The organism is Aeromicrobium panaciterrae, assembly GCF_039537165.1.
Lineage (GTDB): Bacteria > Actinomycetota > Actinomycetes > Propionibacteriales > Nocardioidaceae > Aeromicrobium > Aeromicrobium panaciterrae.
Genome location: NZ_BAAAZZ010000002.1, coordinates 688,189 through 711,559 on the forward strand (window position 1 = coordinate 688,189; position 23,371 = coordinate 711,559).

Annotated in this window: 27 protein-coding genes; 4 read left to right on the plus strand and 23 right to left on the minus strand. The window is 66.7% G+C overall.

Features of this window, described 5'->3' with window-relative positions:
• The 4 genes from ABD683_RS03925 to ABD683_RS03940 form a co-directional block, all read right to left on the minus strand.
• Positions 1-858, minus strand: a complete 858-nt coding sequence (locus ABD683_RS03925) for a TatD family hydrolase (RefSeq protein WP_344767487.1) — start codon at positions 856-858, stop codon at positions 1-3.
• Positions 855-2,435 carry a methionine--tRNA ligase gene (metG, locus tag ABD683_RS03930; RefSeq protein WP_344767489.1) on the minus strand — a complete coding sequence of 527 codons (1,581 nt, stop codon included), beginning with the start codon at positions 2,433-2,435 and terminating at the stop codon, positions 855-857. Before metG ends, ABD683_RS03925 begins: the two co-directional genes overlap by 4 nt.
• Before the next feature lie 33 nt (positions 2,436-2,468).
• Positions 2,469-3,296, minus strand: coding sequence for a 16S rRNA (cytidine(1402)-2'-O)-methyltransferase (rsmI, locus tag ABD683_RS03935; protein WP_344767491.1), 828 nt, complete (start codon positions 3,294-3,296; stop codon positions 2,469-2,471).
• A gap of 115 nt (positions 3,297-3,411) precedes the next feature.
• The gene (locus ABD683_RS03940; RefSeq protein WP_344767493.1) at positions 3,412-4,365 is read right to left on the minus strand and encodes a hypothetical protein; all 954 of its coding nucleotides are present in this window, start codon (positions 4,363-4,365) and stop codon (positions 3,412-3,414) included.
• A 210-nt stretch (positions 4,366-4,575) separates the two neighbouring features.
• Here ABD683_RS03940 and ABD683_RS03945 point away from each other — a divergent pair, with 210 nt between their 5' ends.
• Both ABD683_RS03945 and ABD683_RS03950 read left to right on the plus strand, forming a co-directional pair.
• Positions 4,576-6,108 carry a dolichyl-phosphate-mannose--protein mannosyltransferase gene (locus tag ABD683_RS03945; protein WP_344767495.1) on the plus strand — a complete coding sequence of 511 codons (1,533 nt, stop codon included), beginning with the start codon at positions 4,576-4,578 and terminating at the stop codon, positions 6,106-6,108.
• 55 nt (positions 6,109-6,163) lie between these two features.
• Complete coding sequence (locus ABD683_RS03950; RefSeq protein WP_344767497.1) at positions 6,164-6,649, plus strand: DinB family protein; 486 nt, start codon at positions 6,164-6,166, stop codon at positions 6,647-6,649.
• On the opposite strand, the gene ABD683_RS03955 is transcribed toward ABD683_RS03950, so the two are convergent.
• The 15 genes from ABD683_RS03955 to ABD683_RS04025 form a co-directional block, all read right to left on the minus strand.
• Entirely contained in the window at positions 6,636-7,235 is a 600-nt protein-coding gene (locus tag ABD683_RS03955; protein ID WP_344767499.1) for a TetR/AcrR family transcriptional regulator, read from the minus strand. The genes ABD683_RS03950 and ABD683_RS03955 overlap by 14 nt on opposite strands.
• Complete coding sequence (locus tag ABD683_RS03960) at positions 7,232-8,407, minus strand: NAD(P)/FAD-dependent oxidoreductase (protein WP_344767501.1); 1,176 nt, start codon at positions 8,405-8,407, stop codon at positions 7,232-7,234. Before ABD683_RS03960 ends, ABD683_RS03955 begins: the two co-directional genes overlap by 4 nt.
• 2 nt (positions 8,408-8,409) lie before the next feature.
• Positions 8,410-8,577, minus strand: a complete 168-nt coding sequence (locus ABD683_RS03965) for a rubredoxin (RefSeq protein ID WP_344767503.1) — start codon at positions 8,575-8,577, stop codon at positions 8,410-8,412.
• Positions 8,574-8,843, minus strand: coding sequence for a rubredoxin (locus ABD683_RS03970; protein ID WP_344767505.1), 270 nt, complete (start codon positions 8,841-8,843; stop codon positions 8,574-8,576). The genes ABD683_RS03965 and ABD683_RS03970 overlap by 4 nt, the downstream gene beginning before the upstream one ends.
• On the minus strand, positions 8,840-10,048 hold the full coding sequence (locus tag ABD683_RS03975; protein ID WP_344767507.1) for an alkane 1-monooxygenase: 1,209 nt from the start codon (positions 10,046-10,048) through the stop codon (positions 8,840-8,842). The genes ABD683_RS03970 and ABD683_RS03975 overlap by 4 nt, the downstream gene beginning before the upstream one ends.
• Positions 10,049-10,134: 86 nt before the next feature.
• The gene (locus tag ABD683_RS03980; RefSeq protein ID WP_344767509.1) at positions 10,135-11,031 is read right to left on the minus strand and encodes a type II secretion system F family protein; all 897 of its coding nucleotides are present in this window, start codon (positions 11,029-11,031) and stop codon (positions 10,135-10,137) included.
• Positions 11,028-11,960 carry a type II secretion system F family protein gene (locus ABD683_RS03985; protein WP_344767512.1) on the minus strand — a complete coding sequence of 311 codons (933 nt, stop codon included), beginning with the start codon at positions 11,958-11,960 and terminating at the stop codon, positions 11,028-11,030. The genes ABD683_RS03980 and ABD683_RS03985 overlap by 4 nt, the downstream gene beginning before the upstream one ends.
• The gene (locus ABD683_RS03990) at positions 11,960-13,363 is read right to left on the minus strand and encodes a TadA family conjugal transfer-associated ATPase (RefSeq protein WP_344767515.1); all 1,404 of its coding nucleotides are present in this window, start codon (positions 13,361-13,363) and stop codon (positions 11,960-11,962) included. Before ABD683_RS03990 ends, ABD683_RS03985 begins: the two co-directional genes overlap by 1 nt.
• Positions 13,360-14,556 carry a CpaE/TadZ family protein gene (locus tag ABD683_RS03995; protein ID WP_344767517.1) on the minus strand — a complete coding sequence of 399 codons (1,197 nt, stop codon included), beginning with the start codon at positions 14,554-14,556 and terminating at the stop codon, positions 13,360-13,362. Before ABD683_RS03995 ends, ABD683_RS03990 begins: the two co-directional genes overlap by 4 nt.
• Positions 14,553-15,257: a Flp pilus assembly protein CpaB gene (gene cpaB, locus ABD683_RS04000; RefSeq protein ID WP_344767519.1), complete on the minus strand. Its 705-nt coding sequence runs from the start codon at positions 15,255-15,257 to the stop codon at positions 14,553-14,555. Before cpaB ends, ABD683_RS03995 begins: the two co-directional genes overlap by 4 nt.
• Positions 15,258-15,279: 22 nt before the next feature.
• Complete coding sequence (locus tag ABD683_RS04005; RefSeq protein WP_344767521.1) at positions 15,280-16,377, minus strand: pilus assembly protein TadG-related protein; 1,098 nt, start codon at positions 16,375-16,377, stop codon at positions 15,280-15,282.
• Positions 16,374-16,775, minus strand: coding sequence for a TadE/TadG family type IV pilus assembly protein (locus tag ABD683_RS04010; RefSeq protein ID WP_344767522.1), 402 nt, complete (start codon positions 16,773-16,775; stop codon positions 16,374-16,376). The genes ABD683_RS04005 and ABD683_RS04010 overlap by 4 nt, the downstream gene beginning before the upstream one ends.
• Before the next feature lie 86 nt (positions 16,776-16,861).
• Entirely contained in the window at positions 16,862-17,050 is a 189-nt protein-coding gene (locus ABD683_RS04015) for a Flp family type IVb pilin (RefSeq protein ID WP_344767524.1), read from the minus strand.
• Between the two features lie 180 nt (positions 17,051-17,230).
• On the minus strand, positions 17,231-17,383 hold the full coding sequence (locus ABD683_RS04020) for a Flp family type IVb pilin (protein WP_344767526.1): 153 nt from the start codon (positions 17,381-17,383) through the stop codon (positions 17,231-17,233).
• A gap of 97 nt (positions 17,384-17,480) precedes the next feature.
• Entirely contained in the window at positions 17,481-17,984 is a 504-nt protein-coding gene (locus ABD683_RS04025) for a hypothetical protein (RefSeq protein ID WP_344767528.1), read from the minus strand.
• A gap of 98 nt (positions 17,985-18,082) precedes the next feature.
• Between ABD683_RS04025 and ABD683_RS04030 the strand changes: the two genes are divergently transcribed.
• Both ABD683_RS04030 and ABD683_RS04035 read left to right on the plus strand, forming a co-directional pair.
• Positions 18,083-18,661 (plus strand): RNA polymerase sigma factor, encoded by a 579-nt coding sequence (locus ABD683_RS04030; RefSeq protein ID WP_344767529.1) that lies wholly within the window; start codon positions 18,083-18,085, stop codon positions 18,659-18,661.
• Positions 18,658-19,626 (plus strand): DUF4349 domain-containing protein, encoded by a 969-nt coding sequence (locus ABD683_RS04035; RefSeq protein WP_344767530.1) that lies wholly within the window; start codon positions 18,658-18,660, stop codon positions 19,624-19,626. Before ABD683_RS04030 ends, ABD683_RS04035 begins: the two co-directional genes overlap by 4 nt.
• 67 nt (positions 19,627-19,693) lie before the next feature.
• On the opposite strand, the gene ABD683_RS04040 is transcribed toward ABD683_RS04035, so the two are convergent.
• The 4 genes from ABD683_RS04040 to ABD683_RS04055 all read right to left on the minus strand — a co-directional run bounded on the left by ABD683_RS04040 (position 19,694) and on the right by ABD683_RS04055 (position 23,139).
• Positions 19,694-20,041: an MmcQ/YjbR family DNA-binding protein gene (locus tag ABD683_RS04040; protein WP_344767532.1), complete on the minus strand. Its 348-nt coding sequence runs from the start codon at positions 20,039-20,041 to the stop codon at positions 19,694-19,696.
• A gap of 136 nt (positions 20,042-20,177) precedes the next feature.
• Entirely contained in the window at positions 20,178-20,594 is a 417-nt protein-coding gene (locus ABD683_RS04045; protein WP_344767534.1) for a VOC family protein, read from the minus strand.
• A gap of 21 nt (positions 20,595-20,615) precedes the next feature.
• A complete protein-coding gene (locus tag ABD683_RS04050; RefSeq protein ID WP_344767536.1) occupies positions 20,616-21,062 on the minus strand; it encodes a hypothetical protein in 447 nt (148 codons plus the stop codon).
• A gap of 31 nt (positions 21,063-21,093) precedes the next feature.
• Positions 21,094-23,139, minus strand: coding sequence for a DEAD/DEAH box helicase (locus ABD683_RS04055; RefSeq protein WP_425548528.1), 2,046 nt, complete (start codon positions 23,137-23,139; stop codon positions 21,094-21,096).
• Positions 23,140-23,371 lie beyond the last annotated feature (232 nt).

Genomic DNA, 23,371 nt, shown 5'->3' on the forward strand with positions numbered 1-23,371 from the left:
TCAAACTCGATCTGGCCAGGTTCCGCCATACGCCCGGTCGGTGTTGGCGTTGATGTCGCGGCAGAGTTCTTCTTCCGAAATCCCTAGAACGCCAGCCATTAATCGCACCGTGAGCGGGATCAGGTAGGACGCGTTGGGCTGGCCGCGATGCGGAGATGGTGTGAGGAAGGGCGCATCAGTCTCCACCAGGATGCGGTCGCGGGGGGTGACGAGCAGCGCCTCGCGGAGGTTCTCGGCGTTCTTGAACGTCACGGTGCCGGCGAACGACAGGAACGCGCCCCGTTCAACGCACTCGGTGGCGAAGTCGGCGTCGCCGGAGAAGCAGTGCATCACGGTACGGTCGGGCACGCCCTCGTCGTCGAGGATCTCCAGCACGTCGGCGTGGGCATCGCGATCGTGGATCATCAACGCCTTCTCGTGACGCTTGGCCATCCGGATGTGCTCGCGGAAGGAGTGGTGCTGCGCCTCCTTGCCCTCGTCCCCGGTCCTGAAGTAGTCGAGGCCGGTCTCGCCGACCGCGCGTACGTGGTCGCCCGAGCCGGCCAGCGAGTCGATCTCCGCCAACGCGTCCTCGAGCTGGCCGGCCTGGGCCAGGCGCGGCGCCTCGTTGGGGTGCAGCGCGACCGCCGCAACCACCGAGTCGTACGCCGCCGCCGTCTCGACGGCCCAGCGCGCTCCCGGCAAGTCACACCCCACCTGGACGATGCGGGTGATGTTGACGGAGGCGGCCCGGTCGAGCGCCTCGTCGACGGTCATCCCCAGCAGGTCCCTCGGCGGCATGTCCATGTGGCAGTGGTTGTCCACCACGGGGAACGGCAGCCGGTCGGGCGTGTCCGGCCAGGCGGCTGGCTTGCTCACTCGGACGCAGTCTCGATGCGCGGGAACAGCGACGACGGCTTGGTGATCGTCGAGCCGGTCGGCAGCTGGCCCCAGGCCGCGACGCCGGCGATGCGCTGCTCCGACAGTGCGCCGAGTGCCGGCTCAGCTCCGAGCGAGTCCCACAGCACGGCCGCGGCCTTGGGGATCACCGGGTTGAGGACGACCGCGAGCACCCTGAGGCCCTCTGCGGCGGTGGCGAGGATCGTGGCGAGACGGTCACTCTGCGGATCGTCCTTGGCAACCTTCCACGGTGCCTGCTCGGTGATGTAGCCGTTGAGCTCGTCGACGATGCGCCACACGGCGGTCAGCGCGTCCTGCGGTGCGACGGCGTCGATCGCTGCGTCGGCGTCGGCCACGGCCGCCGCGACAAGGTCGATGACCTTCTGCTCGGCGGCGGTGGTCGTACCGGCGGCGGGCAGCGCGCCACCTGCGTACTTGCCGATCATCGCGGCGACGCGGGACGCAAGGTTGCCGAAGCCGTTGGCGAGCTCGGCGTGGTAGCGGGCGTGGATGTCCTCCCACGAGATCGAGCCGTCACTGCCGAACGTCAGCGCACTCGCGAAGTAGTAGCGGTAGGCGTCGGAGCCGAACGTGTCGACGATCTCGTCAGGGCGGATGCCGTTGGCCTTGGACTTCGACATCTTCTGGCCGCCGACCAGGATCCAACCGTGCGCGAACACCTGGTGCGGCACGGGCTGGCCGGCCGCCATCAGCATCGCCGGCCAGATCACGGCGTGGAAGCGGGCGATGTCCTTGCCGACGATGTGGATGTTGGCGGGCCAGAGCTCCTGGTAGCGCTCGTCGTCGACGCCATATCCGGCAGCTGTCACGTAGTTGAGCAGCGCCTCGATCCAGACGTACATCACGTGCTTGTCGTCCCATGGCACGTCGATGCCCCAGTCGAACGTCGAGCGCGAGATGGAGAGGTCGCGCAGGCCGCGGGAGACGAACGAGATCAGCTCGTTGCGTACCGACTCGGGCTGGATGAAGCCGGGGTTGGCGTCATAGAAGTCGAGCAGCTTCTGCTGGTAGTCGCTGAGCCGGAAGAAGTAGTTGTCCTCCGTCATGTGCTCGACCCGGCTGCCGTCGAGCTTGGAGACCTTGAAGCCCTCGTCGTCACCCTCGCCGTCCACCACGTCGTCATCGCCGACGAACTCCTCGGCGCCGACGCTGTAGTAGCCCGAGAAGCTGCCCTTGTAGACGGCGTCACGGTCGAACAGGTCCTGCCAGAACGCCTTCGAGCCGTCCTCGTGGCGCTGCTCGGTCGTACGGATGAAGTCGTCGTTGGCGATGTCGAGCGTCTTGAGGAGCGGCTTCCACTCCTCCTCGACGAGCTTGTCGACCCATTCCTGCGGGCTGACGCCGTTGGCGTCGGCCTTGCGGAGGACCTTCTGGCCGTGCTCGTCGGTGCCGGTCAGGTACCAGACGTTCTCGCCGCGCTGACGGTGCCAGCGCGTGATGATGTCACCCATGACGGTCGTGTAGCCGTGCCCGATGTGCGGGGCGTCGTTGACGTAGTAGATCGGGGTGGTGACGTAGAACGTGGAATCTGACACGCCCTCAATCCTAGTGTTATGTCTACATGGCGATTACGAGTGCGCAGCGTCGTAGACATCCTTCTTGCGGGCACCCGTCTCGCCCGCGACCTGTTCGACCGCGTCCTTGCGCGACAGCCCCTCGGCCTGGCGCTCGGCGACGAGCGCCTTGAGGTCGTCGGCGGTGTACGTACGCGCATCGGCGGGCGCCCCGCCGACCACGATCGTCACCTCGCCGCGGATGCCCTGCTCCTGTCTCGCAGCCCACTCGACGAGCTCGCCGAGTCCGCCACGTGCCACCTCCTCGTACGTCTTGGTGAGCTCGCGGCACACCGCCGCTGGTCTTGATGCGCCGAAGACCTCGGCCATGGCTCGCAGCGTCGCCTCCGTACGGTGTGGCGACTCGAAGAACACCATCGTCCGGCGTTCGGAGATCAGCTCGGTGAACGCCGTCGTACGTTCTCCCGCCTTGCGCGGCGGGAAGCCCTCGAAGCAGAACCGGTCGACCGGCAGGCCCGAGACTGCCAGCGCCGTGAGCACGGCGGACGGCCCCGGGATCGCGGTCACGGCGATGCCGGCCTCGATTGCGGCGACGACCAGCCGGTAGCCCGGGTCGGAGACGCTGGGCATGCCCGCGTCGGTCACCAGCACGACGGTCAGCCCGTCCCGGAGCATCGCGGCCAGCTCGGGCGTACGACGCTCCTCGTTGCCCTCGAAGTACGAGACGACGCGGCCCGTGATCTCGATGCCGAGCTCGGAGGTGAGCCGCTTGAGCCGACGGGTGTCCTCGGCAGCGACGACATCGGCAGTCGCCAGCGCCTCGCCGAGCCGGCTGCTCGCATCAGCAACCTGGCCGATGGGTGTCGCAGCGAGGATCAGCATGCGTCCATCCTCCCAGCCAGGAGCGGTGGATCCTCAACCGAATACGGCCACAACGCATCGATCGGTGCCCGTTCAACCGTATGGCAGCCGATTGGGTTGAGGATCCACCGCCTCTCTACGCAGCGATGATGCCCCGGATCGCTCGACCCGATCTGGCGAAAAGGCTGTGCCACTGGGCACCGAACACAGGTGCGACGCCGTCATAGCCGCGATTGACGAGCACGCGGTGAACCTGTTGGACGAGGGTACGCGGCGTGTGCAGCCGCGCCTGGACGACTTGTACGTACTCCCAGCCGTCCGCCCTCCACCGCGCATAGCGATCCATGTCGCTGGCGAATTGGGCGGGATCGTCCGCATGCTGGCGCCCTTCGTACTCGATCAACACCTTCCACCGGCGATAGACCAGGTCGCCGCAGCCCAGGAACACGCCGTGCTGGCCGAACACATCCAGGTTGAGCTCCGGCACGGGCAACCCGGAGAAGACCAGGATGCAGCGAGTCTCAGACTCCTTGAGCGACCTCGAACGTCGATCGATCCACCTGAGCGCCTCACGGGCGACCGCTGTCCCGGGTCTCCAGGAGTCTCGCTCGATGAAGGCAGCCAGCGATGCCTTCGTCATGTATTCGCGATGGAGCAGCCAGTCTCCCGCGGCGATCACGTCGATGAGCCGCATCGACACGGCGGCGCCGACGAACGCGGCCTCGACCGAGACGCGCCGGTCGTCCGACGGCGGCATGACCTCGGTCCGGTGCAGGAAGACGTCGTCGATGGCAAGGTGCAGGTCGCGTGCAACCGTGAAGTGCATCGGCTTGAAGCCACCCAGCTCGAGTCCCAGCTCCCAGAGCACCGTCGCATGGCTCAGCCGCGCATCGGCCGGCAACGCCTGGTGGGCGGCGGCAATCCATTGGCGTGGCGTCAGCTCGACACCGCGCAACCGATAGACCGAAGGGAGGACCAGCTCGAATCGCGGGTGCTGGAGCATCCGCGGGGTGATCCCGGCCTCGAGCGCCTCGGAGCGGGCGAAGGCTCGATGGCGGAGATGCGCAGGGACGGGGCTCGGGGTTCGCATCGAGCCAGTGCAATCTCGTCCGCCCGGTAGCGGCAACGACCATCCGCGGGACTGTGGACGTACGGCGCAGCTCCTCGCCATGTGGGCGGCGATGGGCGGTGGATCTTCAACCCAAAGACGACGGTTTCGGTTGTGTGGGCACCGATCGTTGCCGAGAGGTCCCTATCGGTTGAGGATCCACCGCTCTTGGGGCTCGCTTACGATCGACCCGTGCTCGTCTATCGCGTCTCCGATCGTGCGTGGGGATGGATCGGGCCCGTCGGAGTCGCGCTGCTCGCGTTCGTCCTGAGGGTGTGGAACGTCGGCTACCCCAACCGGCTGATGTTCGACGAGACCTACTACGCCAAGGACGCCTACTCGCTGCTGCAGCACGGCTACGTCCAGGACTTCGTGGAGAAGGCCAACGACAAGGTCGTGGCCGGCGACCTCGACGGGATCATGACGGGACAACCGTCACAGATCACCCACCCCGACGGCGGCAAGTGGCTCATCGCGATCGGCGAGCACTTCTTCGGGCTCGACTCGTTCGGCTGGCGCATCTCGGCCGTCGTCGTCGGAGCGCTGACGGTGCTGGTGCTGGCTCGCCTCGTGCGGCGACTCACCGGCTCGACGATCATCGGTTGCTTCGCCGGACTGCTCCTGTGCTTCGACGGTCTGCACTTCGTGATGTCACGCATTGCCCTGCTCGACGGGTTCCTCGCGTTCTGGCTGGTCAGCGCCGTGGCCTGCCTCGTAGCCGACCGCGACTGGGTGCGTGAGCGCATCCACGGCTACCGGGTGCTGCGCCCGTGGCAGCTGCTCGCCGGCGTCTGCTTCGGCATGGCATGCGGCACCAAGTGGAGCGGTGTGTACGTCCTCGCGGTGTTCGGCGTGCTCGTCGTCGTGTGGGAGGTGCTGGCTCGCCGCCAGCACTCGCACGAGCGTGGGCTGAAGCACCACTGGGTGCGTACGTCGTTGGCGGTCGGCCTGCCGGCGTTCGTGTCGATCGTCGGGGTCGCATTCGTCGTCTACCTCGCCACCTGGACGGGCTGGCTGATCCACCACGACCTGTATGAGCAGCGCTTCGGCCTCGGCTTCGGCGAGGAGCCCGGCTGGGGCTCGTACGTGACCGACCCGACCGGAGGCCCGTTCGGACCCACGCTCGATGCGTTCAGGTCGCTGTGGCACTACCACGTGATCACGTGGGACTTCCACACCGGCGACTACCTCGCGCACAAGACGCATCCCTACCAGTCCGACCCGCTCGGATGGCTCGTGATGGAGCGGCCGGTCGGCGTCGACGCCCAGAACAATCTGCCCGCCGAGTCGTGCGGTGCGGCGGCGACGTCGAGCTGCATGCGCGAGGTGCTGCTCCTCGGCAACCCCATCCTGTGGTGGACCGGCGCTCTCGCCCTGATCGCGTCGGTTGTCGCGTGGGTGACCACCAAGGACTGGCGCTGGGCCATCCCCGTCCTGGGCGTCGCGGCAACCTGGCTGCCGTGGTTCATCTCGTCGGGCCGGCCGATCTTCTCGTTCTACGCCGTCGTCACGATCCCGTTCACGATCATCGCGATCTCGCTGGTCGTCGACAGCCTGGCGAAGGCCGCCGAGAACGCCCGCCAGCGGTACGCGCTGTGGCTCGTCGCGGGTGTCCTGCTGACGGCAGTAATCGTGACGTTCTGGTACTTCCACCCGATCTACACCGACGACCTGATCAGCTACGACGGCTGGCGCGACCGCATGTGGTTCAACCGCTGGATCTAGCGCGTGGAACGATGGCGCAATGTCTTCCCCTTGGACCGCGCCTTCGTTCAAACCCGTGGACGGGCCGCTGACCGGACCCGATCGCCCCATCCTCGAGACCTTCCTGCAGTGGGAGCGCGTGACCCTGCTCAACATCTGTGCGGGCCTGACCGCCGAGCAGCTGGTGCTGCAGCCGGTCGCACCGTCCAACCTGTCGCTGCTGGGTCTCGTACGCCACATGGCGAAGGTCGAGCGCATCTGGTTCCGCATCCGGGCGGGGGCGACCGGCGTCGACCCGCTCTACGACCTGGCACTGGGCAAGGACCACGACTTCGAGCACCTCGATCCCGGCGAGGCACCTGAAGCGTTCGAGCAGATCCAGGAGGAGTGGCGCCTCGGCGACGAGGCGGTCGCCGGCCTGTCGTTCGACCACACCTTCCAAAACCATGGCGAGGACATGTCGCTGCGCATGATGTACGTGCACATGATCGGCGAGTACGCCCGCCACAACGGTCACGCCGACATCCTGCGTCAGGCGATCGACGGGGTCACTGGTCGCTGATCGCAGCTCCCCTGAGCGCGAGGCCGACGACCCACGCGATGTCGCCGGCCGCCTCGTGCGGCGGCTTCGACGGTCGGGTGATCGCCGACAGCACGAGGCGTACGACGACCTCGACGGCGACCTCGAGCTCGGGGTCGGTCAGAGGCACCGGGGGGTAGAGATCGAGGACCGACTGCTTGACGACCGCCACGGCCGCCTCGACGATCTCGCCCGATTCCGTGGTCAGGATCTGCAGGAAGTCTGCGTCCTGCTCCTCGGGCAACGACGTCACGATCGTGCGGACCAGCAGGCTCTGCTCCCCCATGAGCAGCGCACCTTCACAGGCGGCGCGGATCCCGTCGACGAGCGTCGTCTCCGCCCCCATACGTTGGCGCACGACGTCAAGGAATCGCCCCAGCTCGCGCATGGCAAGCTGCTCGGCGAGTCCGTGCTTGTTGCCGAACTCGTTGTAGACCGTCTGCCGGCTGACACCGGCCACATCGGCGATGCCCGCCATGGTGAGGCTCGACCAACCCGATCGCTCGATGACGTCCTGTGCGGCGTCGAGCAGTCGCTCTCGTACGGGCGCTCGCACCTCGACCGTCACTGAAGGACATCCTCGAGGCGGGCGTGCTCGGCGATCCATGTGCGTGCGGTGCGGATGTCGCGGGGGCGGGCCATCGCGACGGCGCCGCGTACGATTCCGTCCTCGAGCAGGTAGGCGGTGAAGTCGTGGTCGCTCAACGATCCGCGGACCACCAGCTCGTGGGTCGCGAGGGGCCAGCCGACGACCTGCAACGTGTGTCCGTACTGGTCAGACCAGCACCACGGGACCTCGTCGAACGCCAGGTCGCCTCCCGCCATGACCTTGCCGACAGCGGTGCCGTGGTTCTGGGCGCCCTGCCAGTGCTCGACGCGGTGGCGGCCGCCGAGCACCAGGTTGGGCTGGTTGGCGACATCGCCCGCGGCGAAGATTCCGGCGACCGATGTGTGGCCGAACTCGTCGACCACGATGCCGCCGCCGTCCTCGGGCGGGGCGATCGTGAGACCTGCCTGCTCGGCGAGATCGGTGCTGGGCTGCATGCCGACCGCGACCACGACGACGGGTCCGGACCACGAACGCCCGTCGTCGGCGCGTACGACAGTCTCGCCTTCATCCGTGATCGACTCGACCGTGACGCCGGTGTGGAGGTCGGTGCCCTCGGCCTTGTGCAGGTCGACGTACATCTGCGACAGCTCCGCCGGCAGCAGGTGCGGCAGCGGCAGCGGCGCCGTCTCGAGCAGGGTCACCTCGCAGCCCAGGCCACGGGCGCTGGCGGCGATCTCGGAACCGATCAGACCTGCGCCCACGACGATGAGGTGCTTGCCGGCTGCCATCTCGGCCTGCAGCTGCGGGACGTCGGCGACCGAGCGGAGCGTACGGATGCCGAGCGCGTCCCACGGGTTGCGGGCGCGACCCCCTGTCGCGAGCAGCAGCTGGTCGTACGTGAGCTCGTCGCCGTCAACAAGAGTCGCCGTGCCGTCGTTGATCGAGGTGACGGTCGTGCCGGTACGGAGGGTGATCTCCTGGGCGGAGTACCACTCGGCCTTCTTGATGCGGATCTCGTCCACGATCTTCTCTCCGCGGACGACCTCCTTGGAGACGGGCGGCCGGCGGTAGGGCAGCTCGGGCTCGTCGCCGATCAGGACGATCTCGCCCTCGTATCCCCCTGCACGAAGACCGCCGGCGGCGCTCACCCCGGCGACGCCCGCGCCCACGATCACCGTGCGGCTCGTCATGGTCAGACCAGCTCGACCATCGTGAAGTCAGCCTTGGCCGCGCCGCAGTCGGGGCAGCTCCAGTCGTCGGGGATGTCCTCCCACTTGGTGCCGGGCGGGATGTTCTCCTCTTCCCAACCCTCGGCCTCGTCGTAGATGAACCCGCACTGCTGGCATTCCCAACGCTTCATTTCTGTTCCTTCAGGTTGCGGGTCTCGGCGGCACTGCCTTCTTGGGCAGTTGCCCGTGTCTCGGCGGCGATGACATTGCCGTCCTGGTCGTTGTGCTCGAACTCCTCGATCGGCACGAAGTCGACCTGCTCACGCACGCCGCAGTCGGGGCACGTCCAGTCGGCGTCGACCTCGGCGAACGGAGTTCCGGCCGGCCAGCCCTCGCGAGGATCACCCTTGTCCTCGTCGTAGACGTACTCGCAGTTGGGGCAGATGAACTGGCTCACGCGGCCACCTTCTCCCCCGAGCCGGCGCCGTACTTCCTCGCGTACTTGGCTGCTGTCCGCGGGTGGACGTTGGCGAGGCTGAGGTCGCCCTCGTAGTGGCGCATGACGCGCTTGTCCATGACCGAGCGCCAGATCTGCGGCACCCAGGACAGGACGATCATGCCGGCATAACCCGTCGGCAGGACCGGCGCTTCCTTGAAGTCACGCAGGGCCTGGTAGCGGCGGGTGGGGTTGGCGTGGTGGTCGCTGTGGCGCTGCAGGTGGTAGAGCAGCACGTTCGTACCGATGTTGTTGCTGTTCCAGCTGTGGCTCGGGTTGACCCGCTCGTAGCGGCCGGACTCGAGCTTCTGGCGCTTCATGCCGTAGTGCTCGAGGTAGTTGACCGACTCGAGCAGCCAGATGCCGGTGATGGCTTGGAGCACGAGGTACGGCAGGATCTCCGGACCGAAGGCGATCGTCAGACCGCCCCACAGCACGACGGAGAACATCCAGGCGTTGAACAGGTCGTTCTTGAGCGACCAGTGGCTCTTCTTCTGGCGCTCGAAGCGCTTCTTCTCAAGGCCCCAGGCGCTCGTGAGGCTGCCCCACATGGTGCGCGGCATGAACTCCCACACCGTCTCACCGAGTCGGCCGCTGGCCGGGTCCTCCGGGGTGGCGACGCGTACGTGATGGCCGCGGTTGTGCTCGATGAAGAAGTGGCCGTAGAACGTCTGGGCGAGGGCGACGCGGGCGAACCAGCGCTCGTACTCCTCCTTCTTGTGGCCCAGCTCGTGCGCGGTGTTGATGCCGATGCCGGCGACCATGCCGAGGCCGAGGGCCAGGCCGATCTTCTGCACGACTGTCAGGGGATCATCGATCCCAGGGAGCGTGCCGCCACCCAGGAGGTAGGCGCCCCAGATGAGTCCGGCGATCTGCACGGGGATGAACGCGTACGTGACCCAGCGGTAGTAACGGTCCTCCTCCAGTGCCTCGATGACCTCGTCCGGAGGGTTGTCGGGGTCGATGCCGGCGAGCAGGTCGGCGATCGGGATCAGCACGAACACGAAGAACGGGCCGAAGTACCACGCGAGGTCAGAACCGGTCCATGCGTAGAGACCCCACATGCCGACCGGGATCAGGGGTACGAGTGCACCCACGATCCACAGATATCTCTTGCGGTCGCGCCACTGGATGTCGACGCCGTCGACGTGTGCCTGGATCGTCATGGTGGTCCTCCTTGCGCACCCTGGGAGTCCCCGTTTCGGGAGGTGCTTTACAAGAAGGTAACAAATGTAAAGTACGGTGGCAAGGCTTACAGGACCTTGCCCAGCGAGAGGATCGCCGGCGTCAGGATCACGATGAACAGCACCGGCATGATGCACGTCAGCATCGGGAACAGCAGCTTGACCGGCACCTTCATGGCTGTCTCTCGCGCGCGCTGGCGGCGCTTGTCGCGCATCTCGTCCGCCTGGATCCGTACGACGCGCGAGATCGGAACGCCGAATTCTTCGGCCTGCACGATGCTCTTGGTGAATCGCTTGAGATCCTCCACGTCGTTGCGACTCGCCAGCGCAAGGTAGGAGTCGCGACGCGACATGCCGAGACTCATGTCCTGCACGGTCCTGACGATCTCCTCCCCGAGCGGACCATGGTTGTTGGCTCCAACACGTGCGAGAGCAGACTCGAATCCCATTCCCGCCTCGATCGAGATGACGATCTGGTCGAGGATGTCGGGCAGGTCGTACGTCATCTTGGTCTGCCGTTCCACGGCGCGGCCGTGCACGATGATGTCGGGTGCGAAGTACGAGACGCCGATCGCGACGACGTAGATCAACCACGCCAGGGGAGATCCCACTGACGGCACGACGATCGCGCCGAACACCAGGATGATGGCGGGGGCCGCGACCTTGGCGAGGAGCACGACCGGAAGCCGGTCCGGATTGCGACCCGCGAGAGAGAGGTGGCGCTCCAGGCGGGCAATGCCACTCGGGGTTGAGACGAGCCGCAGGGCTCCGAGCGCAGCGTTGGTCGACGAGAGCTGACGCTTCTTGACCGCTGTCACACCCTTCTCGGGGCGTGCCTGCAGCTCACGGATCCGGGCCTTCATCTTCTTCTTGTTGGAGGGCTCGAGCTCCAGAGCGGGCACGAGGAGCGCCACGGCCAGCACCAGGCACAGCACGCCCAGAAGGAGTGGAAGCACCGCGATCACACCCTCACGTTGACGACGGCACGCATCCACAGTCCGCCGATCGTGAACAGGAAGAGCCCGAAGCCGAGAACGATGAACCCCGTTGCCCCGTCGAACAGGGGCGCCATGTATCCGGGGTTGACGACCGTCATGCCGCCACCGACCAGGACCGGCAGGATCATCAGGACGACCGCCGACATACGTCCCTCCGCGGACAGGGTCTGCACCTCACGCAGGATGCGGTTGCGCTCCCTGATCGTGTCTCCGACTCCGTCAAGCACTTCGTTGAGGTTGCCACCGGTGTCGCGTTGCACCGCAACAGCCTCGGCGACCCATCGGAAGTCCTGGCTGTCCATGCGATCGGCGGTCACGTTCATCGCCTCGACCAGGTCGCGACCAATCCGGTTCTCGTTCACGATCCGGGCGAACTCCTCTGAGGTGGGAGCCGGGGCCTCGCGCGATGCGGTGTCGAGCGCGCGCACAAGGCTGTGTCCTGCCCGGAGAGCCGACGCGATCATCTGCAGCGACTCGTCGAGCTGGTCGGCGAAGGCCTGCCGCCGCTTGCCACCACGCTTGCGCAGCACGACCTTGGCGATGACTGGTACGAGGACGGCGCACACGATCCCCACGAGGAGATGGCCGCTGGCTGCGCTGACGAGCACGAGCACCACCAGCGCGAACGACGAGACCATCACGACCAGCGAGCCTGGTGTCATGCGAACCGATGCCATCTCGATCTCGGCCGCAGGGAACGGGACCCAGCCACGAGTCTTGAGCACTGAGTCCACCAGGCTCACCAGCCCGTCGGCGACGGCTGTGAGCTGCGACCTCGGCGCCGTACCGGTGGGCCGACGTCGCGACAGCTCGAGCTTGCCCACACTGGGCGCGAACAAGGCGTAGGAGGTCAGCCCGAGCGCGGCGCACGTGGCGAAGAGACCCAGTACCAGCATCAGTGACTCCCACCGGCAAGGGCCGACATGAATGCCTCGGGCGAGTACGGGATTCCGTACTCCTCGAACTTGTCCATGAACCGTGGGCGGATTCCGGTGAACTTCGGCACCCCGAGGAAGCGACCTTCCACATCGGTGCCGGCGGCGAAGTCGAACAGGAAGATGTCCTGGAGCACGACGGTGTCCTGCTCCATGCCGAGCACCTCGGTGACGTGGGTGACGCGGCGCGTTCCGTCCCGCAACCTGGTCAGCTGGACGATCACGTCCACGGCCGACGCGATCTGCTCGCGTACGGCACGCAGCGGCAGGTCCATGCCCGCCATCAGCACCAGGGTCTCCAGGCGAGCCACGGAGTCTCTCGGTGAGTTGGCGTGGACCGTCGACAGCGAGCCGTCGTGACCGGTGTTCATCGCCTGGAGCATGTCGAGGCTCTCGCCACCTCGGACCTCGCCCACCACGATGCGGTCCGGACGCATGCGCAGCGAGTTGCGCACGAGGTCACGGATCGAGATCGCGCCCTGGCCCTCGATGTTCGGCGGCCTGCTCTCGAGGCTCACCACGTGATCCTGCTGGAGCTTCAGCTCGATGGCGTCCTCGATCGTCACGATCCGCTCGTCGGACGGGATGAACGACGAGAGCACGTTCAGCAGTGTCGTCTTGCCCGTACCCGTGCCGCCCGAGACGATGATGTTGAGTCGGGCCTGCACGCACGCGTTGAGCAGCTCGGCCATCGGCTCGGTGATCGACTTGAAACGCACGAGGTCCGACACCTGGAACGGGGTCGCGGAGAACTTGCGGATCGTCAGTGACGAGCCCCTGACCGCCAAGGGCGGGATGACCGCATTGACACGAGAGCCATCTGCCAGTCGCGCATCCACGAGCGGGGACGACTCGTCGATGCGTCGACCGACGTTGGCGACGATCCGCTCGATGACCCGACGCAGGTGCTCCTCGGAGGCGAAGCGCATTCCGCTGTCGATGAGGCGTCCGCCACGTTCGACATAGATCTTCTCGTGACCGTTCACCATGATCTCGGAGACGGTGTCGTCCTCCAGCAACCGCTGCAGCGGCCCGAGACCGAGCGCGTCGTCCTCAATGTCCTGGATCAGCCTGCTGCGCTCGTCTGCCGTGAGAAGCAGCTGCTCGGATGCGACGATGCGCGCGAGCTCCTCGCGCACGAAGTCCTGCAGCTGTTCCTCCGTCAGGCTGGCGTCGCTGATGCGCGAGCCGATCGTGTCGAACAGCGCCCCGATGGCTCGCGCCTTGACCGCGGCGAAGGCATCGACCTTCGCAGGCTCGACCTCCTCGACAGCGCGCTTCTGCACAGACCGTGGGCGCGCGTAGGCCTCCACCGGCTCGGTGTTGAGCCGGGCCGACTCCAGCCGCTCGCTGAGACTGCTCATGTCAGCGCCACGCCCTTGTGCGCGAACGCCGGCTTCGCGCTCTCGCCGTCACTCTCGAGTCGCTTGACGACGTTGTTCATGGCCTTGGCGGCGGGGCCGCCCTTCTTCGCCATCAGGACGGGCACTCCACGATTGGACGACAGCGACACCTCGACGGCTCGGGGTACGACGACGTTCACCGGCAGCCCGACGACCGCCTCGACGTCGCGAACCGTCAGACCGGAGTCACGATCGGCGAAGTTGAGCACCAGGTGCCGGGCCCCCGGCAGGATGCTGAGCGTCGCAAGCACCTCGATCTCCTTGCGCACGTTGCGCACGCTGGCCACGTCCATGCTCGAGACGAACACGGCGTCGTTCGCCTCCTCGAGCGCGGCCAGGGTGGGCTCGTCGAGACCGGCACCCGTGTCGACGATGACGTAGCGGAACTGCGCCGCCAACGAGCTCAGAAGGGCCCTGACCTGCTTGGGCCCGACCTTGTCGGCCGCAGCGGGCGACTCCGACCCGCACAGTGCGTAGAAGTTGGCCGGATGCGCCGTGAGGAAGGTCTTGAGCAGCAGCGTGTCCACTCCGCCCTGGCTCGCGAAGACATCCGCGAGGGAGTGTGCCGGCTTGAGGTCGAGGTGCGTGGCGATGTCTCCGAACTGCAGGTCGAGGTCGACCAGCACCACGTCCATGGGTGCCTGGCGGGCCAGTCCCACTGCGAGGTTCACGGCGATCGTGGACTTGCCCACCCCACCCTTCGGCGAGGCCACCACGACGACGCGACTCTCCACCACACGCTCGACCTCGGTGTCGGTCGACCTCCGACGCAGGTCGCGGCGCGACGAGTGGTCATGGGCCTTGAGGAGCATGATGCGGTACTCCTCGTCGCTTGCCTCCGGCGACAGCACGTCGCGGATACCGGAACGCATGGCCTCGAGCATCACGTCGGTCGTGGGATCGGCGACCAGGACCACGGTGATCTGCGGATGCATCGCGTCCAGCAGGCTGGCGAGTGACATCGCCGTGTGCCGGGTCACCTGCGGCCCGAAGACCACGATGTCCGGGAGGTGGTCCTCGACCATGAGACTTCTCAGATCGAACTCCGGCCGCTCGACCACGCTGGCCGCAATCGGCACCAGGAGGTTGCCGGGGAACTGTCCCAATCGGTACTCCAAGCCGCCATCGCCGCCCAAGAGGAGAATCCTGCTCACTTGATCACGTCCTTCGACTCGATCAGCTTCGAGCCACCGGTATCGGTCTGAGGGTTCTGCAGCGTCAGCCAGACCTTTCCGAACTCAGCTGCGTTGATGATCTTCTCGGCGTCCATGGGGAAGACGGCGAGCGTCACCAATGACGGAACTCCGGCTTCCTCGGCGCCGACCTTGCTCACGACGGAGGTGGACACCCGGGTGACGAGCACGTCGTTCTTCACGACGTTGGTGTAGCCGCCATCGTTGTCCTTCTTGACGTAGCTCACGACCACCCCCACGCGATCCCCCGCCTTGATGCCCCCGGTCGGCAGGCGCGGCGCCGACAGGGTGATGCTGAGCTCCTGCATGCCCGCCGGCAGCGCGGACGACTTGCCCTTGCCCGGCACGCCGCCGAACCGCGCCTTGAGGACCTGCTCCCCCGGCTTCAGGTCGACGTTGGTGGACAGCGCCCTGACCGAGTCGAGGTTGGTCAAGGCTCCCTCCGCGCGGACGCTTGCCGGCACCTTCTTGACCTCCACCGCCGTCGTGATGCGAGTCGCGGGGGTGCCCGTCGGGATCTCCGTCTTCACCACCAGCACCTCGACCAGCTTGGCGTCGGCGAACGCCCGCTCATCGGCTCCTTGGGCGTAGCTGACCAGCGAGATCACGCCGATGATCGCGAGGACCACCGCGCTGATGAGTGCGACCAGCTTCTTCTTCACGAGTCTGTTTCCCTTCTCATGGCTAGTTGGTCAATCGAGTGGCGAGCTTCACGCCGCCGAGGTCCGGTGCAGCGCTGTCGTACGCGAAGACCTGGTCGGGGTCCTGGACAACAGATCGCACGAAATGCCCTTGGATGCCCTGGCAGGTCAACGTGAGGATGTTCAGGCAGCCCGGCGTGGCACTTGCGTCGTTCTTGGCATTGCCGGGCTCGATCCAGCCCGTGATCTTGAACGGGGCGAATCCGACAATCCGCAGGGTGATCGACGACGAGAGCACCGTGAGCGGCGACAACGACTCGTAGATCGGGATCATCGCGATCGTTCCGAGCTTGAGCTTGTTGACACAAGCTGTCGGAGCGATGACCGGCGTCACGGTGGTGACGAGCATCGTGGTGAAGATCTTGACCTTCATGTTGCACATCGACATGTCGCTGATGTCGAAGAGGTCCAACGCGTCGACCAGCGCGGTGAGCCACACGGCGCCGTTGCTCATGTTCAGGGTGTTGCCGGCGCTGCCGGTGCACGTCGAGTTGGGGAACCAGTTGGTCAGCGGAAGCCCCAACAGGTTCAGCGTCGCGATGAGGCCCTTGAGGGTCGCGCTCAAGAGGTCGGTCCGGATCAGGATGTTCTGTGTGGCCGGGAACGCGTTCGCCTTCCACTGGCAGTAGCCGACCGCCAGCGGAAGCAGCGGATAGCCTTCGGCGGGCGCCTTGTCCCAGGTGGCCGTCGCACTGACGGACGCGGTCTTCGACCCAACGCCGACGAGCTTGGCGAACGAGAACGGCATGACCTTCGTCGACGTGACCGTGACGGACGTGGACGCGGGCGTGATGGTGCCCTGGACTCCCGTCGTCGCCCCGCTGATGTTCTGCTCGACGACGAAGTTCGCGGTGGACCTTGGCGCATTGCCATTGGCGGAGTAGCACGTGGGCCTGTACAGGGCACAGTCCTGCGCGATCGCCAGAGCGGCATTGTCAGCGGCGGTCTGCAGCTTGTCTCGCTGCACGTAGGCGTTGCCCACGTCGACGCTCATCCCCACGGCACCGATGAGTGCGGTGGCGAGGATGCCCACGAGCAGCGCGGTCACCCCCCGCTCGCCGTGGCGTTCCCGACGACTCATGTTCCACTGCATCGCGCCACCGCCTTTCCGGTCACTGAGTAGGTGCTGCCGAAGAACTTGGTGGCGGTCGCCTTGGACGAGTTGGTGATCGTCACCGTCACGTTCCCGAACGAGCCGTCGCCTGCCTGGCTGCACGAGCTGTAGCCGGACGTGAACGTGATGACCGGCGTGAGCGTGCTCGGCATACCGGCATTGATCGCGGCGGCCTTGGCCTTCGCAGCACTGTTCTCGATGGTCATGGAGCGCGCCGCGACGAACGCCGCGTTGTTGTACTGGGCAGCGGTCTTGTAACGCTCACCGAAGTCGATGACGCCACAGATCAGCAGCAGAAGAAAGGGGACGATCAACGCGAACTCGACAGTCGCGACTCCGCGTTCGCCCCGAGCATGACGAGTCATGATCTCGGCCGAAACCACGCCGCGCCGTGAACCCGGGGATTCACGACGCGACACCAGCGCCCCGAGAGCGCCGAGTGGTGTTCGACTTACAGGCTGATGCCGTTGAAGAGGCCGTTGATCTTCGGACCCAGGACGAGCAGGGCCGCGGCGATGATCAAGGCGATTCCGCCGGCCATGAGCGCGTACTCGATCGCGGTGACGCCCTCCTCGTCCTTGCGCTCGACACGAGCCTGGAACGTCGAAAGAACTGCGAACAGCTTGTTGAATGCAGACATCTGAGTTACTCCCTCTAACTTTTGTAAACCACTCGACTGAGTGACTCTCCCAAGCCAGAACCTAGAGCCGAAAAACCGGTCTGTGACGGCTTTCGAGGATCATTCTTGGTAGTCACTTCTGACTATGGACGCGCATCGGCTCGGGGTGCACGATCGCGCGCGCCGCGTGCCGTTCCGGAGCTAGATTGCCTGGAACAGCGCCAGGACCTTGGGTCCGAGACCGAACACTCCGGCCGCCACGAGGAGGGCGATCGTGGTCGCGATCAGTCCGTACTCGATCGATGTCACACCGCGCTCACCGCGACGTGCGAGGTCCCTGACTCGCTTCTTCATGTCCGCTCCCATCGGCTCATGACGTGCACAGGGCACGCATCCTCACGCTAGGGCGAGACGCGCGGGATGGGTATGGCCCGAACGGGTCAGGGCCTGTTCAGGCTTCGTAGCGCTCGAGGCCGGCGAGGACGAGCTTGGTCTTCGTGACGCACGTCTGGAGCACCGCGTCGGCGTCGGGAAGGTCGCCGACCCTGACCTCGTGGCGGGTCTCGTACGTCAGGCTGGTCACCACGAAGATGCCGTCGTCGACGCCGTCGCCGTCGATCCTGACCGCATCGCCGACCTTGACCTTCGACATCCACGACGATCCGCCGCAGTAGTCGTGCTCGGCGATCAGGGTGGGCCGGTTGGTCCCGACGAACACCGCGATCGGGCCCTTGCACACGTCGAGGAGTGCCGTGGCGCCGTCGAGGTCGGTGGCGGCGTACGTCGTACGGGTGAACCGTGGCTCCGGCGCCGGGCGTGGGATCTCGGCGAGCGAGGTCTGCTCGAGCTGCGAACGCGGCGTGCTGGCGGGCGACTGGGCCATCACGCCCACCGCGATGAGCGCGACGGCGATGAGCGCGACGAGACCGGCCATCAGCACGATCATCCGTCTCATCCGCCACCTCCGGGCGCCTCGTTTCTTCTACTCTACTGAGACGTTCTGGACCGTCTCGACATCAGTGAATGAGACGTCCGGACAGATCGGAGCCGACGGTGACCCCACCGACGACGATGGATGACGCACCTCCCCACGGAGATGCCGAGCTGTTGGCACGCGCCGCGGCAGGCGATCGTGCGGCCTTCGGCGAGCTGTACGACCGCCACGTGCGACCGGTCTACTGGCAGGCGTACGCCGTGGTCCGCGACGCCAACGAGGCCGAGGACATCACTCAGGACGTCTTCATCACGACCTGGAACAAGATCCGCTCGATCAACCTGGTCGACGAGTCGGCACTGCCGTGGCTTCTCGTCACGGCGAGGTTCACGGCGCTCAACGCCCGCCGCCGCACGCTCAAGGCACGCCACAGCGAGCTCGATCACGACCTCGATGACGGGGGGCCGTCTGTCGAGGAGGAGGTCGAGGGCGCGCAGATCCGCGCCGAGATCGACAAGGCCGTCGCAGCACTGTCGCCGACGGACCAGCAGCTGTACGACCTCTGCGTCGTCGGCGACCACACGTACGAGCTGGCAGCGCGCGAGCTCGGCGTCTCGCACGCCGTCGTACGCAACCGGTTGTCCCGACTTCGATCCCGGCTCCGCGCCGACCTCCGCTCCATGAGGGAGACAGCATGAACGCCACACTCACCGACGACCGCATCGAGACGATGCGCTCGACCGTCATGTATGCCGTCGACACCGACATCCAACGCCGCGGCACCCGTGCCCGCCGCACCATCGGGTTGGCCGCCGCCAGCGTCCTGGTCGCCGGCATCGGCACGTTCGGCGTCGCCACGATCGACAACTCCAGCAATGACAGCGGGAACGACACGTTCCTGAGCCAGGAGTCGTCGGCAGCCGACCAGCCGAAGGCGTACGCCGGCGACGACGCCGCAGGCGGAGCAACGGCCGACCAGGCCGCACCCGAGGCAGCCAAGCGCGACGCCGACCGCGAGGTCATCACGACGGGCTCGGTCAGCGTGACGGTCAGCGACCCGCGCGGCGCGGCCCAGAAGGTCAGTACGTACGTCGACTCGATCGGCGGACGCGTCGACTCGCGCGGCGAGGACACCGAGAAGAGCTTCGAGGCGGCCCGCCTCGAGGTGCGCGTACCGAGCACCAAGGTCACCGAGACGATAGCCAGGCTCAAGACGTACGGCGACGTCACCAACGTTTCGCTGCAGAACCAGGACGTGACGACGCAGGCGCAAGACCTCGACGCCCGCATCGACGCCTTGAACGTGTCGATCACCCGGCTCGAGAGGATCATGGCCGAGGCGGGCTCGAGCGACGAGCTGATCAAGGCGGAGACCGCCCTGACCCAGCGACAGGAGCAGCTCGAGAGTCTCTCGACGCAGCGCATCGCGATCAAGGACCAGGTGCAGCTGTCGACGCTGTCGATCGAGCTGGCCGAGAAGTCCAAGGCCGGCAAGGTCGAGCCCGGCGGCTTCAAGGGAGGCCTGATCGACGGCTGGAACGCGCTCGTCGACACACTCAACGCAATCGTCCAGGCCGTCGGCGTGATCCTGCCCTGGGCCGCGATCGCCGTGGTGCTCTACGGCGCCTACCGGCTCATCGCCCGCCGCAAGGACTGGAACTAGTGCAGGTCGTCGCCCAGTGCGCCGCCACGGTCGATCGAGGTCGCCTCGGCGCACCGCAGCGGCGCCCTCACAGCTGCTCGAGATAGTCGCGGGCGACGAACTTCGGTACGCACATCCGCCACGCATCGATCACCAGCTCGTGAAGCTCGTCGACGTCGAGCGCGCTCGTCCGGGCGACGACCCACTGATAGCGCATGTCGCTCTCGGACGGCATGAGGAACGTGTCGGGGCGGCTCGCGACCAGGTCGGCGCGCTCCTCCTTGGGAAAGCCGAAGCCCATGAGCTCCTCGTCGCGGGAGAACGCCACGAACACCAGGCTGCCGACCCGGAACTTGATGCGGTCACGTACCAGCACCTCGTAGGCGCGCGGCAACGTAGCCGCCAGCCGGCGGACGTCCTCAACGGTCACAGCCATGTCGTGAGCCTACGAGCCACCGGCGACAGTTGAGCGGTGGATTTTCAACCGTATGACGGCCCATTCAGTTGATACGGCACCGATCGCGGCGGTTTCGCCGCAAACGGTTGAGGATCCACCGCTCACCGGGATGAGGTCAGGGCTGCGAGCCGAGGATGTTGACCATCCAGCCGACGCCGAACTTGTCGGTGAACATGCCGAACGTGTCGCCCCAGGGCGCCTTCTCGAGAGGTACGCCGGGTGTGCCGCCGGCCGAGAGCCCGTCCCAGTAGCCGCGCAGCTCGTCCTCGTCCTCACCGCTGAGTGAGATCTGGATGTTGTCGCCGGGGTGGTGCTCCAGGTGCGCCGGGGTGTCGGCGAGGAACAGCGTCAGGCCCTTCGGCGTGACGATCGACGCGTGCATCACCAGGTCGGCCTCGCTCGCATCGGCCATGCCCGGGGTGTCGCCGAACGTGTTGATCTCGAGCTCGCCGCCAAAGACCGAGTGATAGAACTCCGCGGCCTCCTTCGCGTTGTCGCGAAAGCTGATGTAGGGGTTGAGCTTGGTTGTCATGTCGCCTCCCTCACAGTCTGTTCAACCAGTCTGCGCGATGTCGCCTGCGGGCGCCAGCAGAGAGATGCCCACCAGCTTGGTACGGATCGCACTCCACCAGGTTGCCGGCTTCGGTTCCCTGGTCTTCGCCGGGCGCAGGTCCTCCGCACCGGCCGCGTCCGGTGTCACGGTGCAGGTGTTGGCGCGGCTCTGCTCGTCGGCATACACGACCCACGCCTGGCCGATCGCCGGCACCGGTTCAGGCCAGAGCTCGTCGAACCTGATCCATGTCCGCTCGGTCAGGTCGGGACCCGACCACACCTCACGTACGACGAACAGGTAGGCGTCACCGCGCTGCTCCACGAGGGTCCCGGCGAAGCTCGAGTGAGGCTTCTGCTCGTCGATCGGCACACAGCTCAAGGCCGACGCCGGCGCCGGAACGAGCAGCGGCGCGAGGACCAGCAACGGCGCAAACCAGCGAGCTCTCATGCCTGAGTGTGTCGCCCGCAGCGCAATCGTCTCAACCCTCCGACAGCGCCTCGGTGAGGAGGGCGACCAGCGCCTCGAGCTGCAGGTCGGTGGAGTCGGACAGCTCCTCGTCGGATCCGTCAAGCGCACGGGCGGCGAGACCCGCCTTGCTGTCGATCAGCTCGGCGATCTTGGGGTCGAGCGTCTGCGAAGCGATGATGCGCCATGCCGTGACGGGCTCTGCCTGGCCGATACGGTGCACGCGGTCGATCGCCTGCGTCTGCTCGGCGTCGGTCCACGACAGCTCGGCGAGCACGACGTTGGACGCGGCCTGCAGGTTGAGGCCGACGCCTGCGGCGGTCAGCGAGCAGACGGCTATCGCGACCTCGGGGTCGTTGGTGAACGCGTCGATCGCCTTCTGTCGGGCGGCGGTGCCCTGATTGCCGCGGATCGAGATGTACTTGATGCCACGCTTGTCGAATGTCGCCTCGGCGGTGTCCATCACGTCGATGTGCTTGGCGAAGAAGACGACCTTGCCGACGCTGTGCGCGAGCTGGGCCGTGTAGTCGGCGGCGAGACCGGCTTTGGCCTGGCCGATGCGGCGCATCATGCTGAAGACGTTCTCGTCGGTCTTGCCCGACGAGTCCTCGCGCTCCCAGCCTGCGACGCGGCGTACGAGCTCGTGATCGATGCCCTCGACCGTGATGCCTTCCTTGCGTGTCGCGAGTGCGCTCTCGTAGCGGGCGACCATCCGGCGAGCCAGCTGGCGCTCGGCTTCCTTGATCGAGCGGCCTGCCTCGTCGTCGAGCTCGACCGGTATGTCGGCGATGCGGCGAGCAGGTATGTCGGCGGCGACATCGATCTTGCGGCGACGCACGATACCGAGGTTGATCACGGCATTGCGGGCCGCGGGATAGAAGCCGGGGTCGACCGGGGTCAGCCCGGTCTCCTCGAGCGCCTTCATCAGCTCGGCGCGGGGCTTCTTGCTGTCGATCCAGCCGAGGTACTCCCAGATCGCCAGGAAGTCGTCGATGTCGTTGATCAGCGGCGTGCCGGTCAGCGCCATCAGGAGCGGCCGTGCCGTACGGGCGCGGATGCGGTCGGACAGCTCCAGCACGTGCTGCGAGCGCTGCGATGACTTGTTCTTGATGAAGTGCGCCTCGTCGAGCACCATGCCGCGGAAACCGAGGTCGCCGAGCCAGCCGACGTGACGGTCGAGCACCTCGTAGTTGACGATCACGATGTCGGCGAAGCCGTCGATGTTGTCGCCGTCGCCGTGGATCACGGTGGCCTTGTGGCGCGGGGTCCAGGTCTCCGCCTCGCGGGCCCAGTTGGTCTTGACGACGTTGGGGACGACGACGAGCAGCGGGTAGGCCTTGGCGGCCTGCGCGGCGAGCAGCGCCTGCGCGGTCTTGCCGAGGCCGGGCTCGTCGGCGAGCAGGAACGTACGGTGCCCGTCGGCTGCTGCGTCGACGAGCTGGGCCTGGTGCCGCATCAGCTCGAGGCCCTCGGGCACGTAGGTCGAGTCTTCGTACGGCGCGGGGAGTTCCATGCACGCCGAGGCTCCGCCGGCGGCGCGCTCGAACGCATTGAGCAGCGGTTGGAGGAGCTCCCACGTGCCGAGCCTGCGGGCCTGGACCTTTTGCGACTCGGCGGCCGAGAAGTCGGGGACGACGAACGGGTTGGCCAGCTGGCGGGTGATGACGGACTGGGGCACGACCTGGCGCTCGGCGGACTTGGAGGTCGGCGTCGGCTCGGCCACGACGGCCGGCTCCTCCTCGACCTCGGCTCCGGTGGCGCTCATCATCTTGCGCTTGAGCTCGAGTGCCCCCTCGGAGATGACGGCGTCCTCACCGAGCAACGACATCAGCGAGGTGTCGCTGGCTGCCGTACGGGCGAGGATCGTGCCGATGCCGTCGAGGCGCTTGATGCGTTCGGCGCGCTGCGCCTCGCTGATCGACTTGTCGCTGCGTACGCGGGCACGCTCTTCGCGCGCGAGAAGGGCGACGGCCTGGAACTTGGTGCGCAGCGTCGGTGACACGCGGCCGGACTGCGCGCCGGCCTCGACCTCGCGCACGCCGCGGGCGAGCACGGACATGATGTCCTGGGGGCCGCGGGCGCGCCGCTGTCCCTGGTTGCTCCCGCCGCCCTGACGGCGTTGGCGTGGTGCTGCCACGTTCCTCCTCTGTGCTCCGGCAACGAGCCGACGCACTTCTGCGCTTCGAGACACCGATGTGCCTGACGAGCGTTGGCCGGCTCATCCCTGATCGGGTCTGGAGCTGACCTGCGTTGCGGGTGGTTCACCCGGTGTTCGACGCCTCGTGAACACG

Bases quoted from the DNA above. Each gene is read 5' to 3' on its own strand.
- ABD683_RS04005 (WP_344767521.1), bottom strand. From the start codon at position 16,377: ATGAGTCGTCGGGAACGCCACGGCGAGCGGGGGGTGACCGCGCTGCTC.
- ABD683_RS03975 (WP_344767507.1), bottom strand. From the start codon at position 10,048: ATGACGATCCAGGCACACGTCGACGGCGTCGACATCCAGTGGCGCGAC.
- ABD683_RS03960 (WP_344767501.1), bottom strand. From the start codon at position 8,407: ATGACGAGCCGCACGGTGATCGTGGGCGCGGGCGTCGCCGGGGTGAGC.
- ABD683_RS04055 (WP_425548528.1), bottom strand. From the start codon at position 23,139: ATGTCCGTGCTCGCCCGCGGCGTGCGCGAGGTCGAGGCCGGCGCGCAG.
- ABD683_RS03985 (WP_344767512.1), bottom strand. From the start codon at position 11,960: ATGCTGGTACTGGGTCTCTTCGCCACGTGCGCCGCGCTCGGGCTGACC.
- ABD683_RS04020 (WP_344767526.1), bottom strand. From the start codon at position 17,383: ATGAAGAAGCGAGTCAGGGACCTCGCACGTCGCGGTGAGCGCGGTGTG.
- ABD683_RS04050 (WP_344767536.1), bottom strand. From the start codon at position 21,062: ATGAGAGCTCGCTGGTTTGCGCCGTTGCTGGTCCTCGCGCCGCTGCTC.
- ABD683_RS03940 (WP_344767493.1), bottom strand. From the start codon at position 4,365: ATGCGAACCCCGAGCCCCGTCCCTGCGCATCTCCGCCATCGAGCCTTC.
- rsmI (WP_344767491.1), bottom strand. From the start codon at position 3,296: ATGCTGATCCTCGCTGCGACACCCATCGGCCAGGTTGCTGATGCGAGC.
- ABD683_RS04040 (WP_344767532.1), bottom strand. From the start codon at position 20,041: ATGGCTGTGACCGTTGAGGACGTCCGCCGGCTGGCGGCTACGTTGCCG.
- ABD683_RS04025 (WP_344767528.1), bottom strand. From the start codon at position 17,984: ATGAGACGGATGATCGTGCTGATGGCCGGTCTCGTCGCGCTCATCGCC.
- ABD683_RS03990 (WP_344767515.1), bottom strand. From the start codon at position 13,363: ATGAGCAGTCTCAGCGAGCGGCTGGAGTCGGCCCGGCTCAACACCGAG.
- ABD683_RS04010 (WP_344767522.1), bottom strand. From the start codon at position 16,775: ATGACTCGTCATGCTCGGGGCGAACGCGGAGTCGCGACTGTCGAGTTC.
- ABD683_RS04045 (WP_344767534.1), bottom strand. From the start codon at position 20,594: ATGACAACCAAGCTCAACCCCTACATCAGCTTTCGCGACAACGCGAAG.
- ABD683_RS04015 (WP_344767524.1), bottom strand. From the start codon at position 17,050: ATGTCTGCATTCAACAAGCTGTTCGCAGTTCTTTCGACGTTCCAGGCT.
- ABD683_RS03965 (WP_344767503.1), bottom strand. From the start codon at position 8,577: ATGAAGCGTTGGGAATGCCAGCAGTGCGGGTTCATCTACGACGAGGCC.
- ABD683_RS04035 (WP_344767530.1), top strand. From the start codon at position 18,658: ATGAACGCCACACTCACCGACGACCGCATCGAGACGATGCGCTCGACC.